The following is a 13682-nucleotide window of genomic DNA, read 5'->3' as shown; positions in this document are numbered from 1 at the left end:
CCCGAGACTAGCCACGCTGCGACAATCGGGACATGCCTCGTCCGGTCGTCGCCCTCGTCGGCGCCACGGCCTCCGGCAAGACGGGCCTCAGCCTCGACCTGGCGGAGCGACTCGGGGGCGAGGTCGTCAACACCGACGCGATGCAGGTCTACCGGGGGATGGACGTCGGCACGGCCAAGCTGCCGGTGTCGGAGCGGCGGGGGATCCCGCACCACCTGCTCGACCTCTACGACGTCGCCGCCCCGGCCACCGTCGCGCTCTTCCAGGGGTGGGCCCGCGACGCGATCGCCGACATCCGTGGCCGCGACGCCACCCCGGTGCTGGTCGGCGGGTCGGCGCTCTACACCCGCGCGATCGTCGACCGCTTCGAGTTCCCCGGCACCGACGACTCGCTGCGTCGCGAGCTCGAGGCCGAGCTCGAGCGGGTCGGCAGCCACGCACTCCACCAGCGGTTGGCGGGGGTCGACCCCGAGGCGGCCGCGCAGATCCTGCCCGACAACGGGCGCCGCGTCGTCCGGGCCCTCGAGGTCGTCGCGCTCACCGGCCGGCCGTTCAGCGCCAGCCTCCCGCGTCTCCAGTACGTCGACCCGCTGACCGTGCAGGTCGGCGTCGACATCGACCGGCCGACGCTCGACGCGCGGATCGCCCGGCGGGTCGAGGAGATGTTCGCGGGCGGGTTCGTGGAGGAGGTCGAGGCGCTGCTCGCCCGCGGCCTCGCCGACGCGCGCACTGCGTCCCGAGCCATCGGATACCGGGAGGTGATGGGCTACCTCGCCGGCGACCGCAGCCTGGCCGAGGCGATCGAGCAGACGACCGTCGCCACCCGCCGCTTCGCCCGGCGCCAGGACTCGTGGTTCCGCAAGGACCCCCGCATCGTCTGGATCGCGTACGACGACCCCGACCGCGTGGAGACGGCGGTCGGGGCGGTCGAGCGGCTCGGCGGCTGACCCGGGCCGACGTCAGGCCGCGGCCGGCTCCGGTCGTACGACGTCGGGGTGGGCGGGACGGCCGGGGAGCCCGGGGCGTGCCGCGTCGGCGGCGCCGAGGTCTGCGGCGTCCCGGATCCACGCCGCGAGCTGCTCGTCCGTGCGGCCGCGCACGTCGGCGTACCGCGTGATCCTGGTCGGCTTGATGCCGCAGAACTCCATCGTGCGGCCGCGGACCTGCTTGACGGTGGTGTCACCGACGAGCGGGAGGTACCAGCGCGGGGAGTCGGAGGTGACCGCGAGCCGACCCGTGCGACCGGCGAGGAGGCCCTCGGGCATGCCGTTGTCCTTGTAGCGGAAGGCCCAGCCACGCTCGAGCGTGCGGTCGAAGAAGCCCTTGAGGAGGGCGGGCACCGAGCCCCACCACAGCGGGGTGAAGACAGCGACGTGGTCAGCCCACTCGAGCAGCTGCTGCGCCCGGGCGAGGTCGGGCTCGAGCACCTGCGCGGTGCGGTAGCCCGTGCGCAGGGTGAGGTCGAAGTCGAGGTCGCGCAGCACGAGCGAGGTGGCGGAGGTGCCGGCGCCGGTGGCGTACGACGCGGCGAGGTGCGCGGTGAGCGAGGCGGGGTCGGGGTGGCCGTCGATGACGAGGACGTTGCCCATGACGGGCTCCTATCTGGACAGTGACAAGAATCTGGACAACGTCCACATTGGAGTAGGATGTTGCTCATGTCAAGATCTGCGGGCGGATACCACCACGGCAATCTCCAGGCCGCGCTCGAGGACGCCGCGCTCGACCTGCTCGAGACCACGTCCGCGGCGAAGATCAGCCTGCGGGAGGTCGCGCGGCGGGCCGGGGTGAGCCACAACGCGCCCTACCACCACTTCGGCGACCGCGCCGCGCTGCTCAGCGCGCTCGGCGTGCGCGGCATGGCGGCGCTGCTGGCCGCGCAGGAGGAGGCGGTGGCTGCGGCCGACGGGACCCTCGCCAAGGTGCGCGCGCTCGGCCTCGCCTACGTGAGCTACGCGGCAGCCCACCCCCAGGCGTTCGCGCTGGTCTTCGACCCCGACTACTGCGCCGCCGGGTCGCCCAGCGCCGAGATGGCGCCGCTCATCGCCCGCAACGAGGAGCTGCTCGGCTCCCTGGTCGGCGAGCTGGTGCAGGAGCCGGGCTACGAGGGGCGCGACCCGGTGGCGCTGTCGGCCGCGCTGTGGTCGACCGTCCACGGGATGGCCCAGCTGATCACGCTCGGCCACCTGCCGCGCGAGGCGGCGCAGCCGGCGCTCGACGCCCTCGTCCGCTAGGGCGACCGGGCCGGCACGCTCGATCGAGCGCGGTGTCGGTGGGTGGTGCCATGGTGGGTCGATGGCGACGATCTACTACACCGGCTGCACCCTCGACGGCTTCATCGCGACCGACGACCACTCCCTCGACTGGTTGACCTCGCGCGACATCGACAACGACGGGCCGATGGCCTACCCCGCCTTCCGTGAGCGGCTCGGTGCCTGCGTGATGGGGGCGACCACGTGGCAGTGGATCCTCGACCACGACGACGACCCGTGGGGTCCGCTGCCGACCTGGGTGCTGACCCACCGCACCTTCCCCGAGGCGCCGCCGAGCGTGCGGTTCGACCGTGACGACGTGCGGCGCATCCACGCCGAGATGACCGAGGCCGCCGGCGGCAAGGACCTGTGGGTGGTGGGCGGCGGTGAGCTGGTGGGGCAGTTCCACGACGCGGGTCTGCTCGACGAGGTGTGGATCCAGTACGCCCCGGTGACCGTCGGCAGCGGCGCTCCCGTGCTGCCGCGCCACGTCGAGCTGCGCCTCGAGGAGACCGCCCGCAACCGCGACTTCATGTGCGGGCGCTACTCCGTCGTCCGCTGACGGACGCACCCGCGAGGGTGTTGGACAACCCGCAGGGGCACCGGCAGGGTGGGACCACCGACTCTCGGGAGGAAACCCATGTCCCACTTCGCCCGCCGCGTGACTGCCGGCGTCTCCGTCGCCAGCGGCCTGGCCGTCGCCGCAGCCCTGGTCGCGACCCCGGTCCCCGCCCAGCCCGCGCCGGCTGCTCCCTCCACCACCTCCGAGCGCCCGACCGTCAAGGACCCCACCGCGGTCGGCAAGGGCGGCGCGATCAGCACCGTCGACCCCGAGGCGAGCGCGGCCGGCCTCAAGGTGCTCAAGGCGGGCGGCAACGCCGTCGACGCCGCGGTGGCGGCAGCCGCGACGCTCGGCGTCACCGAGCCCTACAGCGCGGGCATCGGCGGTGGCGGCTACTTCGTCTTCTACAACGCGAAGTCCGGCAAGGTCCGCACGCTCGACGGCCGCGAGACCGCACCGATGAAGATGCCGCAGGACGCCTTCATCGACCCCGCGACGGGCAAGCCCTACACGTTCACCCCCGACCTCGTGACCAGCGGCGCGAGCGTCGGCACGCCCGGCACCCTGGCCACCTGGGACAAGGCCCTCGGCAACTGGGGCACGCTCTCGCTCGCCGACGCGCTCGCCCCGGCCTCCAAGGTCGCGCGCCGCGGGTTCAAGGTCGACGAGACGTTCCGCCAGCAGACCCTCGACAACGAGGTGCGCTTCGCGGCGTTCAAGGACACCAAGAAGCTCTACCTGCCGAAGGGCGACGCTCCCAAGGTCGGCTCGATCTTCCGCAACCCCGACCTCGCCGACACCTACGACCTGATCGCCCAGCGCGGCACCAAGGCGTTCTACCGCGGCAAGCTGGCCCGGCTCATGTCCGAGGTGGTGCGCAAACCCCGCACGACCAAGAACACCGACCTGCCCGTGCCCGCCGGCTGGCTCACCGCCCGCGACCTGCGCGACTACAAGGTGCGGTCGCAGCGCGCCGCCAAGAGCAGCTACCGCGGCCACGACGTCTACGGCATGGCGCCCTCGTCGTCGGGCGGCACGACGGTCGGGGAGGCGCTCAACATCCTCGAGCGCTACGACCTCTCGGCGATGACGACCGAGCAGGCGCTCCACCACTACCTCGAGGCGAGCGCGCTGGCCTACGCCGACCGCGGCAAGTACGTCGGCGACCCGGCGTTCGTCGACGTCCCCACCAAGCGGCTGCTGGACGACAAGTTCGCCGCCGAGCGGGCCTGCTTCCTCAACCCGGCGAAGGCGGCGACCAAGCCCGTCGCGGCCGGTGACGTGACGTCGTACGACGGCGTGTGCAGCCCGTCGTCGGCGAAGGGCACGACCGACGCCGACACCGAGAACATCTCGACCACCAACCTCACGGTCGCCGACCGGTGGGGCAACGTCGTGGAGTACACCCTCACGATCGAGCAGACCGGCGGCTCGGGCATGGTCGTGCCGGGCTACGGCTTCCTGCTCAACAACGAGCTCACCGACTTCTCCACGGTCTACGACGCCGCCGACCCCAACCGCATCCAGCCGGGCAAGCGCCCGCGCAGCTCGATGTCGCCGACGATCGTGCTCAAGGACGGCAAGCCGTTCCTGGCGCTCGGCTCGCCCGGCGGGTCGACGATCATCACCACCGTGCTGCAGATGCTGGTCAACCGCATCGACCTCGACATGACCATCGAGGAGGCGATCGCGGCGCCGCGTGCCACGCAGCGCAACACCGCCAACGTCACCGCGGAGCCGGCCTTCATCGCCGCCTACGGACCGGCGCTCACCGCCCTCGGTCACAACCTCGTCCCCGCCGGCGACGCCTTCACCAGCGCCGCCGAGATCGGCGCGGCGACGGCGATCGAGCTCGGTCCGCGCAAGCGGATGACCGCGGTGGCCGAGCCCAGCCGTCGCGGCAAGGGCTCCGCGAAGGTGGTCGACCCGCGCTAGCCCGACGTCGGTCGAGGGGAGTGCTGCGGCACTCCCCTCGACCGACGAGGTGCCACACTCTCCGCGTGAGCTATCCGTTCCTCAAGGGCCACGGCACGGAGAACGACTTCGTGGTGCTGCCCGACCCCGACGGCACGGTCCACGGCGACCTGTCCGCCGAGCGCGTGCGCGCGCTCTGCGACCGGCGCTCCGGCATCGGCGGCGACGGGGTGCTGCGGGCGGTCCGCCAGGACGACGGGTGGTTCATGGACTACCGCAACGCCGACGGCTCGGTCAGCGAGATGTGCGGCAACGGGGTGCGGGTCTTCGCCCGCTACCTCCACGAGCGCGAGGGCGAGGCGTTCCCGATGCGGATCAACACCCGCGCGGGCGTGAAGGTCCTCGACCGGGCCGGCGAGGACTTCACCGCCGACATGGGCAGCCCCGAGGTGCTGGGTGAGACGGAGGTGTCGGTGATGGGCCGATCGTGGTCCGCGCTCCACGTCTCGATGGGCAACCCCCACGCCGTGGCGTACGTCGACAACCTGGCCGAGGCGGGTCCGCTGCTCGAGCCGCCCGAGCACGACGACGCGATCTACCCCGAGGGCGTCAACGTCGAGTTCGTCGTCCGACGCGGCGAGCGCCACGTCGCCATGCGCGTGCACGAGCGCGGGTCGGGGGAGACCCGCTCGTGCGGCACCGGGGCCTGCGCAGTGGCGGTCGCCACGGCGCTCGCCGACGACGCCCCCCGCGGGACGTCGTACCGCGTCGACGTGCCCGGCGGGACGCTGCACGTGGTGTGGACCGAGGACGACCGGGTGCTGATGACCGGCCCCGCCGTCCTCGTGGCCGAGGGCGTCACGGACCTGTAAGTCGGACGTCCTAGGATCCGGGCCATGGACATCACCGGATCCACCGCCATCGTCACCGGCGGCGCGAGCGGCATCGGAGCCGCCGTCGCCCGCGCCCTCGCCGCGAAGGGTGCGACGGTCGTCGTCGCCGACCTCAACGCCGAGAAGGGCGAGGCGCTGGCCGCGGAGATCAAGGGTGTCTTCGCCGCGGTCGACGTGACGAGCACCGAGCAGGTCGCCGCCGCCGTCGAGGCAGCCGCCGAGATCGCCCCGCTGCGGGCGTGCGTCAACTCCGCCGGCATCGGCTGGGCGCAGCGCACCATCGGTCGCGACGGGCTGCTCGAGCAGGCCCACGACCTCGACGCGTTCCGCAAGGTCGTCGAGATCAACCTCATCGGCACCTTCGACATGACCCGCCAGGCCGCCACCGTGATGAGCCGCAACGAGCCCGACGCCGACGGCCAGCGCGGCGCCATCGTCAACCTCGCGTCGGTCGCCGCGTTCGACGGCCAGATCGGCCAGGCGTCCTACTCCGCCTCCAAGGGCGGCGTCGTCGGCATGACCCTCCCGGTCGCCCGCGACCTGTCCGCGGCCGGCATCCGGCTCAACACCGTCGCGCCCGGCCTGATCGACACCCCGATCTACGACGCGTTCCCCAACCCCGACGAGTTCAAGGCCAACCTCGGCCAGAACGTCCTCTTCCCCAAGCGCCTCGGCCGGCCCGAGGAGCTCGCGAGCATGGTGGTGGAGTGCCTGACCAACTCCTACATGAACGGCGAGACGATCCGCGTCGACGGCGGCATCCGGATGCCACCCAAGTGACGCCCGGCCTCCCGCGGTCGGTGGGCTGACTGGTCCAGACCGTCGTCCACGATTCGGGAGATCCCCCGCACGGAACACCCGAAAGGGGGATGGTGCTCGCGGGGAATCACTCATCTCAAGCCTGTGGGGGGCGCACGATGACCAACGTGGTGGAGCCGCGCACAGCTGCCGACGGCGACGAGAACGAGCTCGCGACGCTCGTACGACGGTGGATGGGCGTGCGCCGTGGGGGCGCCCTGCGGGTCGCGCCCGAGCCGCCCGCTCCGGCCGAGCCGGAAGCCCGCGACGACGAGCCGGAGGCGCGGACCGAGCCGACCAGCCCGGCGCCGGTCGGCGCCGACCCCGAGCTGGTGCTGCCGGCTCCCTCGCGGGTCCTCCCGCGGCGGCCGTCGCACGACGAGCCCGACCAGCCGCGGCGGGTCGCGGTGCTGATCGACGCCCGCCGCATCTCCGCGGACGTCGCTGCCGGGCTGCTCGACCGGCTGCCCGGCCGCGGGTCGGTGACCGTGTGCCGCGCCTACGCCGACTGGACCTCGTCCGACCTCGGGTCGTGGGTCGAGCACCTGCGGCGCCAGGGCTTGCACTCCTTCCACCAGTTCGCCGACGACGACGAGCAGGCGCGCGTGGCGCTGGCGATCGACGCCGTCGACATCGCCCGCGAGGCCTCCGTCGACGAGGTGGTCCTGGCCGGCGACATGACCTCGATGCTCCCGCTGTTGCACCGCCTGCACGCGGCCGGCGTACGCGTCGTGGTGGTGGGTCCGGCGCACACTCCCCACGACGTGCGCGCGGCCTGCGACGAGTTCGTCGACGAGGGATCGCTCGTCGGGGCGCCGACGGTGGCGGCCGGGCGGCACCGCGCCTGAGGCGGTGCGCGCGTCAGCCCTGCGCGAAACCGTTCGCGCAGGTGACGCCCACCGACCTACCCTTGTCGGTATATGACGAACGCACCTGACTTCAACCTGCGCGACGCCCTCGACGCCACCCGTGGCTGGGACGACGACACGATCGAGCTCGACGACGAGCTGCTCGAGGACGACACCTTCGAGTCCGGCTACGCCGACGACGGCGACTACGATGACGCCGACCCCGAGGAGCTCACCCTCGGCGCGCAGGAGCTCGCCGAGCGGCACGCCCTCCGACGAGTCGCGAGCCTGCGCACCGAGCTCGAGGACATCACCGAGGTCGAGTACCGCCAGCTCCGCCTGGAGAAGGTCGTGCTCGTCGGTGTCTGGACCGAGGGCTCCGTCACCGACGCCGAGAACTCGATGGCCGAGCTCGCGCTGCTCGCCGAGACCGCCGGCTCCGAGGTGCTGGAGGCCGTCTTCCAGCGTCGCCAGAAGCCCGACCCGGCGACCTACATCGGCCGCGGCAAGGTCGAGGCGATCCGCGAGATCGTCCAGGCCACCGGCGCCGACACCGTCATCTGCGACGGCGAGCTCGCGCCCAGCCAGCTGCGCAACCTCGAGGACAAGATCAAGGTCAAGGTCGTCGACCGCACCGCCCTGATCCTCGACATCTTCGCCCAGCACGCGAAGTCGAAGGAGGGCCAGGCGCAGGTCGAGCTGGCCCAGCTGCAGTACATGAAGCAGCGCCTGCGCGGCTGGGGCGGCAACCTGTCCCGGCAGGCGGGTGGTCGGGCCGCCGGCGGTGAGGGCATCGGTGGCCGCGGCCCCGGTGAGACCAAGATCGAGACCGACCGGCGTCGCATCAACACCAAGATCGCCAAGCTGCGCCGCGAGCTCAAGGAGATGCGTGGCACCCGCGAGGTCAAGCGCCAGTCGCGCCGCCGCAACCACGTGCCGAGCGTCGCGATCGCGGGCTACACCAACGCCGGCAAGTCCTCGCTGCTCAACCGGCTGACCGACGCGGGAGTCCTGGTGGAGGACGCACTCTTCGCGACCCTCGACCCCACGACGCGTCGTACGACGACCAGCGACGGCCGCGTCTACACGATGTCCGACACCGTGGGCTTCGTCCGCCACCTCCCGCACGACCTCGTCGAGGCGTTCCGCTCGACGCTGGAGGAGGTCGCCGACGCCGACCTGCTGCTCCACGTCGTCGACGGGTCGCACCCCGACCCCGAGGGCCAGATCGCTGCCGTGCGCGAGGTGCTCGCCGAGATCGGTGCGACCAAGGTCCCCGAGATCATCGTGGTCAACAAGGCCGACGCCGCCGACCCCCTGGTCATCGACCGGATCCGGCGCCGCGAGCCGCACAGCGTGGTGGTGAGCGCGAAGACCGGCGCCGGCATCGAGGAGGCGCTGAGGACCATCGAGTCCGAGCTGCCCCGCCCGCAGGTCGAGTTCGACGTGCTGCTGCCCTACGAGCGCGGTGACCTGGTCAACCGGATCCACCAGGAGGCCGAGATCGGCTCGATGGAGCACACCGGTGACGGCACGCTCGTCGTCGGTCGGGCCAACGCCGACCTCGCCGGCGAGCTCGAGGCCTACGCCCGCTGACTCGCATCAGTCGACGACGTACGACGGCCCGGGTGCATCGCACCCGGGCCGTCGTCGTGTCAGGCGAGACGGAGCGTCAGGCCTTGTTCCGCTTGCAGGCGTTGCCGACGTTGATCTGCTGACCGCGGTCGACGATCACCTCACGGGTGGCCAGCACGTTGCCGCGCTTGTCGGAGCAGCTCAGCAGCCAGGCCTCCTTGGTGCCGGTCGGGCTGGGCGGGTTGGGGTTGCGGAAGCTCACCGTGCCGGACCAGTCGTACTGCGCCGTGCCGCCGGCATAGTTGTCCGCCACCAGGGTGTACGTGCCGGGCTGCGGGTCCGGGACCGTGATCTTCTCCGGGTTGGCGAGCGTGGCGCCCGACCCGACGACCTCGCCGTCGGGACCGTAGAGCGTGAAGTCCCAGTCCTGTGCCTCCGGGTCGGCCGTGGCGGGCCATCCGACCGACAGGTCCAGCCAGCCGTTGTCGACGGTCGGCAGGCCCTGGACGGTGAAGGTCGTGGACTCGCTGGACCCGACCGCCGGCACGCCGGCGGGGTTGGTCAGCGTGACCGTCGCCTGCGGCGGTGCCTGCGCCTCGCGGCCGTAGCGACCCATGACGAGCGGGCGGGTCGAGGGGTTGACGTCGAAGTCGAACTTGCCGCCCTTCGACGTGTAGTCGGTGCGCAGGTTGTCGGTGTAGAGCAGCGGCGCTCCGGTCGAGCCGTCGAGCTGGATGACCGGCGAGGTCTCCGACGTCACCGTCTTCGACACGCTGATCGTGTGCTTGGCCGGGGCCGTGCCCGTGATGACCGAGTGCAGGTCGCGGTCGGCCGCTGCCTGCAGTGCGAGCCAGTACGCCTCGCGGTTGCCGCCGAGCCCGGCGCCCGCGGCAGGTGCCAGGCCGAGGTACTCGCCGACCACCGCGTTCTCGTAGGCCGGGTGGAAGCCCTCGTCGCCGATCTCGAAGGTGTAGCCGAAGCCGCCGGTGATCCAGTAGCTCCAGTCCTCGGTCGAGCCAGACGTGTCGTAGAGCTGGTACGACGCCTGGCTGGTGTAGTCGTTCTTCGACGCCATCGCGTCACCGAGCGCCTTCAGCTCCGGCTCGTCGATCGCGAGCCCGGTGGCCGCGATGGCCGGGGGCCGCAGCACCAGGTTGCTGAAGGTGTGGTTGGAGATCATCATCGTGACCGCGCGCTCGGAGATGAGCTTGCGGACCGCGTCGCTCTCGGGCTCGCTGCCGGGTCCGTCGCCGCGGAAGGTGTCGCTCGACCAGACCGGGCTGGCACCGCCGCCGCCCCAGAAGCCGGGGTAGTTGCGGTTGAGGTCGGTGCCGCGCAGGCGGCCGGCGAGGTTGTTGTCGCACGTCCCGGTGCGGTACTGCGCCGGGGTGGCGGCCGAGATCGAGCAGTTCTTGCGCTTCATCTCGTAGTCGAAGGTGCTGAAGTCACCGCGCGGCGTGGCGGAGCGCGAGATCTTGAAGCCGTCGACGTTGACCACCGGCACCAGGATCACGCGCGAGCGCGACAGCAGGTCGCGCGCTCGGGCGTCGCCTGCCTTGTAGGACTGGAGCAGGTCGAAGGCGAACTCGATGGTGTGCTCGGCGCTGGGCCACTCCCGCGCGTGGTGGGCGCCCATGAGCAGGAAGGTCGGCTTGCCGTCCTTGACGTTGTCGGCGTCGACGGTGACCTCGATGCCGCGGATGTCCTCCCCGAGGACGGTCTTGTTGGCCAGCGTCAGCGGGCGGGTCAGGGACGGGTAGTCCCGTGCGAGCTTGTCCATGTCGCTGAGGTAGTCGGCGTAGGTGCGGTAGGACGTACGGCCGCTGGGCAGGCCGGACGCGGCCACCGAGGCGGCGTACACCTTGTCGGCCTTGCGGTTCTTCTTCGTGAGCGCCTCGAGGTCCTTGACGGTGACACGCCAGGTGAAGCCGGCGTCGCGCAGCGTCTGGGCGTCCTGGGCGTCGTGGAGGACGACCTCGATGCCGCGCTGGTTGGCGTGCTCGGTGACGTCGAGCCCGAGCCCGATCACCTCGTTGCGATCGTCGACCGTCGGTGCGTTGACCATGACGATCTGGGTGGCATCGCTGTCAGCGGCGCGTGCCAGGTCGCGTGGCGGGTCGTCGCGCCCGGCACCGGTTGCGCCCGCCGCGGTGGCGGCGAGTCCGGCGGCGACGAGTGCGGTGACGGTGGCCAGCCTGGTGGCGCCGGCGCGTGGAAGTGGAATGCGTGGTGACATGTGTGCTCCCGGATGGTTGTCCCGCGAGGGGGGATCGCGAGTGTGATCCACACAACACTGAGGGCTGCTGCCGTGTCGATACCCCTGACGGCGTACAGTCGCTGGCGTTTTGTGTCACGGATCCCGCCCGGAACCTTCCGCCGAGGCCACCCGTTGACCCGTCCGTGCCCGGATTCGGGCGTTCGAAGTCTTGTCATGGAGGATGTCGCGCATGTCACGTGGTGTCTGGGTCCGCTTCATCCTCGTCGTCGGGCTCCTGATCGGGTGCGTCGCGCTCGCGGTCAACGTCAAGCCAAACCTGGGCCTCGACCTGCGCGGTGGAGCGCAGTTCATCTTCGAGGCCGAGGGGACCGACCAGACCCCCGCCAGCGCGGAGAACGTCGACAAGACCCTCGAGGTGCTGCGCGGCCGCGTCGACGCCCTCGGTGTCGCCGAGTCCACGCTGGCGCGCCAGGGTGAGAACCGGATCCTCGTCGAGCTGCCCGGCGTCACCAACGACGAGGAGGCGCAGCGGGCCGAGGAGCGCATCGGCAGCACCGCCAAGCTGACCATCCACGAGGTCGTCGGCACCGCCCAGCCGGACGCCGAGCCGTCCAAGAAGAACAACCAGGTGCTGCCGTCCGACCAGGGCGACACGATCGAGGTCGGCCCCACGGTCATCCAGGGCGACGAGGTCACCGGCGCCAGCGCCCAGCAGCCCGACAACAGCGTCGACTGGGTCGTCGGTATCGACTTCAACGGCAAGGGTGGCGACACCTGGGCCGACATCACCGGCAAGGCCGCGTGCAACCCGTCCGGCGACCCCAAGCGCCGCATCGCGATCGTCCTCGACGGAGAGGTCATCTCCTCGCCCGAGGTCAACACCGACGTCGGCTGCGACGTCGGCATCCGCGGCGGCTCCACCCAGATCACCGGCAACTTCACCGCCACCGAGGCCAAGGACCTCTCCGCGCTGATCGAGGGCGGCGCCCTGCCGCTCGAGCTCAAGGCGATCTCCGACCGCCTCGTCGGCCCGTCGCTCGGCGCCGCGGCCATCGACGCCTCCATCGAGGCCGGCATCATCGGTATCGCGCTGACGGGTCTCTTCATCATCTTCGTCTACCGGCTCGTCGGCTTCGCCGCGACGCTCGCGCTGGCGTCGTACGCCCTGCTCGCCTACGCCATGCTCGTCGGGCTCGGCTCGACGCTGACCTTGCCCGGCCTCGCGGGATTCGTGCTCGCCATCGGCATGGCGATCGACGCCAACGTCCTCGTCTTCGAGAGAGCGAGGGAGGAGTACGTCGCCTACCCCTCGGCGGGTCTGAGGCGTGCTCTCTCGGTCGGCTTCAACAAGGCGTGGAGCGCGATCATCGACTCCAACATCACCACGCTCCTCGCTGCCGGCCTGCTGTTCTTCCTCGGCTCCGGCCCGATCAAGGGCTTCGGCGTCACGCTGTCCATCGGTGTCATCGCGTCGATGATCTCGGCGCTGATCGTCGCGCGCGTGCTGTGCGACCTCGCCGTGTCCAACAAGCCGGTCGCCACCCACCCCGCCGTCAGCGGCCTCAGCCACCTCGGCAAGGTCCGCACCTGGCTGGACCGCAAGAACCCGCAGCTGATGAAGCGCCGCAAGACGTGGCTGGGCATCTCGGCCGCGGCCCTCGTCCTCGCCATCGCGGGCATCGTCACCCAGGGCCTCCAGCTCGGCGTCGAGTTCACCGGCGGCCGCCAGCTCGACTACTCGGTCAGCAAGGACATCACCGTCGACCAGGCGCGACAGGCCGTCGCCGACGCCGGGTTCCCCGAGGCCGTCGTCCAGACCGCCGACACCGCCGACTTCACCGTCCGCACCGGCGAGATCTCCAACGACGAGGAGCAGCGGATCGAGGACGAGCTCGCCGCCGTCGGAGGCACCGTCGACAAGGTCGACGACCAGACGATCGGTGCCTCGCTCGGTGACCAGCTGCGCAACAACGCCCTCATCGCCTTCGGTGTCGCGTTCCTGGCCCAGCTGCTCTACCTGGCCATCCGCTTCAAGTGGACCTTCGGTCTCTCCGCCGTGCTCGCGATGGCGCACGACGTCATCCTCGTCGTCGGCCTCTTCGCGTGGCTCCAGAAGCCGATCGACGGCATCTTCCTCGCGGCGGCGATGACCATCGTGGGTCTGTCGGTCAACGACACCGTCGTCGTCTTCGACCGCATCCGCGAACGCTGGTGGGGCTCGAAGCCCGACGACGACTTCATGGACGTCGCCAACACGGCGGCCGTCGAGACGATCCCGCGCACGGTCAACACCGGCCTCGGCTCGATGTTCATCCTCGCGGCGCTCGTCTTCCTCGGCGGTGACTCGCTCCAGGACTTCGCGATCGCGTTGCTCGTCGGCCTCGTGGTCGGCACGTTCTCCTCCGTCGTGGTCGCCACCCCGCTCCTCACCTACTTCCACGAGAAGTGGCCGATGAGCCGGGTCAAGAAGGAGAAGGTCGAGCGCGCGCCCGAGGACTCCGGCGCGGTCGTCTGATCCTCTCCCCGTCTCGCAGAATCCCCGCTCGAGCGGGGAAACTGACTCCTGGAGGCCTTTGCAACCCCCTCCAGGAGTCAGTTTCCGCCTACAAGTCGGCGTTGTCGGCG

General features: G+C 71.2%; 11 protein-coding genes. 9 read left to right on the top strand and 2 right to left on the bottom strand.

Features of this window, described 5'->3' with window-relative positions; all coding sequences use genetic code 11:
- Positions 1 to 32 precede the first annotated feature (32 nt).
- The gene (miaA, locus tag AC3A3L_RS13390; protein WP_487640525.1) at positions 33 to 947 is read left to right on the top strand and encodes a tRNA (adenosine(37)-N6)-dimethylallyltransferase MiaA; all 915 of its coding nucleotides are present in this window, start codon (positions 33 to 35) and stop codon (positions 945 to 947) included.
- A 12-nt stretch (positions 948 to 959) separates the two neighbouring features.
- Here miaA and AC3A3L_RS13385 read toward each other — a convergent pair whose 3' ends face one another.
- Positions 960 to 1589: an NAD(P)H-dependent oxidoreductase gene (locus AC3A3L_RS13385; RefSeq protein ID WP_487640524.1), complete on the bottom strand. Its 630-nt coding sequence runs from the start codon at positions 1587 to 1589 to the stop codon at positions 960 to 962.
- Positions 1590 to 1655: 66 nt separating this feature from the next.
- On the opposite strand from AC3A3L_RS13385, the gene AC3A3L_RS13380 reads away from it, so the two are divergent.
- The 7 genes from AC3A3L_RS13380 (at position 1656) to hflX (ending at position 8860) form a co-directional block, all read left to right on the top strand.
- Positions 1656 to 2231, top strand: a complete 576-nt coding sequence (locus AC3A3L_RS13380) for a TetR/AcrR family transcriptional regulator (RefSeq protein ID WP_487640523.1) — start codon at positions 1656 to 1658, stop codon at positions 2229 to 2231.
- A gap of 61 nt (positions 2232 to 2292) precedes the next feature.
- On the top strand, positions 2293 to 2811 hold the full coding sequence (locus AC3A3L_RS13375; RefSeq protein WP_487640522.1) for a dihydrofolate reductase family protein: 519 nt from the start codon (positions 2293 to 2295) through the stop codon (positions 2809 to 2811).
- 78 nt (positions 2812 to 2889) lie between these two features.
- Complete coding sequence (ggt, locus tag AC3A3L_RS13370; protein ID WP_487640521.1) at positions 2890 to 4746, top strand: gamma-glutamyltransferase; 1857 nt, start codon at positions 2890 to 2892, stop codon at positions 4744 to 4746.
- Positions 4747 to 4811: 65 nt separating this feature from the next.
- Positions 4812 to 5597, top strand: a complete 786-nt coding sequence (dapF, locus tag AC3A3L_RS13365) for a diaminopimelate epimerase (RefSeq protein ID WP_487640520.1) — start codon at positions 4812 to 4814, stop codon at positions 5595 to 5597.
- Between the two features lie 24 nt (positions 5598 to 5621).
- The gene (locus AC3A3L_RS13360) at positions 5622 to 6398 is read left to right on the top strand and encodes an SDR family oxidoreductase (RefSeq protein WP_487640519.1); all 777 of its coding nucleotides are present in this window, start codon (positions 5622 to 5624) and stop codon (positions 6396 to 6398) included.
- A gap of 137 nt (positions 6399 to 6535) precedes the next feature.
- Positions 6536 to 7264, top strand: a complete 729-nt coding sequence (locus AC3A3L_RS13355; protein ID WP_487640518.1) for an NYN domain-containing protein — start codon at positions 6536 to 6538, stop codon at positions 7262 to 7264.
- 72 nt (positions 7265 to 7336) lie between these two features.
- On the top strand, positions 7337 to 8860 hold the full coding sequence (gene hflX / locus AC3A3L_RS13350) for a GTPase HflX (RefSeq protein WP_487640517.1): 1524 nt from the start codon (positions 7337 to 7339) through the stop codon (positions 8858 to 8860).
- A 76-nt stretch (positions 8861 to 8936) separates the two neighbouring features.
- On the opposite strand, the gene AC3A3L_RS13345 is transcribed toward hflX, so the two are convergent.
- Positions 8937 to 11075 carry a M14 family metallopeptidase gene (locus AC3A3L_RS13345; protein ID WP_487640516.1) on the bottom strand — a complete coding sequence of 713 codons (2139 nt, stop codon included), beginning with the start codon at positions 11073 to 11075 and terminating at the stop codon, positions 8937 to 8939.
- A gap of 211 nt (positions 11076 to 11286) precedes the next feature.
- On the opposite strand from AC3A3L_RS13345, the gene secD reads away from it, so the two are divergent.
- Positions 11287 to 13572 carry a protein translocase subunit SecD gene (gene secD / locus AC3A3L_RS13340; RefSeq protein ID WP_487640515.1) on the top strand — a complete coding sequence of 762 codons (2286 nt, stop codon included), beginning with the start codon at positions 11287 to 11289 and terminating at the stop codon, positions 13570 to 13572.
- Positions 13573 to 13682: the final 110 nt, after the last annotated feature.

This window comes from Nocardioides sp. Soil_C_8 (assembly GCF_057656315.1).
The sequence above is the reverse complement of the archived record's forward strand: the minus strand, read 5'-3'. Positions and strand labels throughout refer to the sequence as shown.

Bases quoted from the DNA above. Each gene is read 5' to 3' on its own strand.
- AC3A3L_RS13360 (WP_487640519.1), top strand. From the start codon at position 5,622: ATGGACATCACCGGATCCACCGCCATCGTCACCGGCGGCGCGAGCGGC.
- AC3A3L_RS13345 (WP_487640516.1), bottom strand. From the start codon at position 11,075: ATGTCACCACGCATTCCACTTCCACGCGCCGGCGCCACCAGGCTGGCC.
- miaA (WP_487640525.1), top strand. From the start codon at position 33: ATGCCTCGTCCGGTCGTCGCCCTCGTCGGCGCCACGGCCTCCGGCAAG.
- ggt (WP_487640521.1), top strand. From the start codon at position 2,890: ATGTCCCACTTCGCCCGCCGCGTGACTGCCGGCGTCTCCGTCGCCAGC.
- secD (WP_487640515.1), top strand. From the start codon at position 11,287: ATGTCACGTGGTGTCTGGGTCCGCTTCATCCTCGTCGTCGGGCTCCTG.
- AC3A3L_RS13355 (WP_487640518.1), top strand. From the start codon at position 6,536: ATGACCAACGTGGTGGAGCCGCGCACAGCTGCCGACGGCGACGAGAAC.
- AC3A3L_RS13375 (WP_487640522.1), top strand. From the start codon at position 2,293: ATGGCGACGATCTACTACACCGGCTGCACCCTCGACGGCTTCATCGCG.
- hflX (WP_487640517.1), top strand. From the start codon at position 7,337: ATGACGAACGCACCTGACTTCAACCTGCGCGACGCCCTCGACGCCACC.
- AC3A3L_RS13385 (WP_487640524.1), bottom strand. From the start codon at position 1,589: ATGGGCAACGTCCTCGTCATCGACGGCCACCCCGACCCCGCCTCGCTC.
- AC3A3L_RS13380 (WP_487640523.1), top strand. From the start codon at position 1,656: ATGTCAAGATCTGCGGGCGGATACCACCACGGCAATCTCCAGGCCGCG.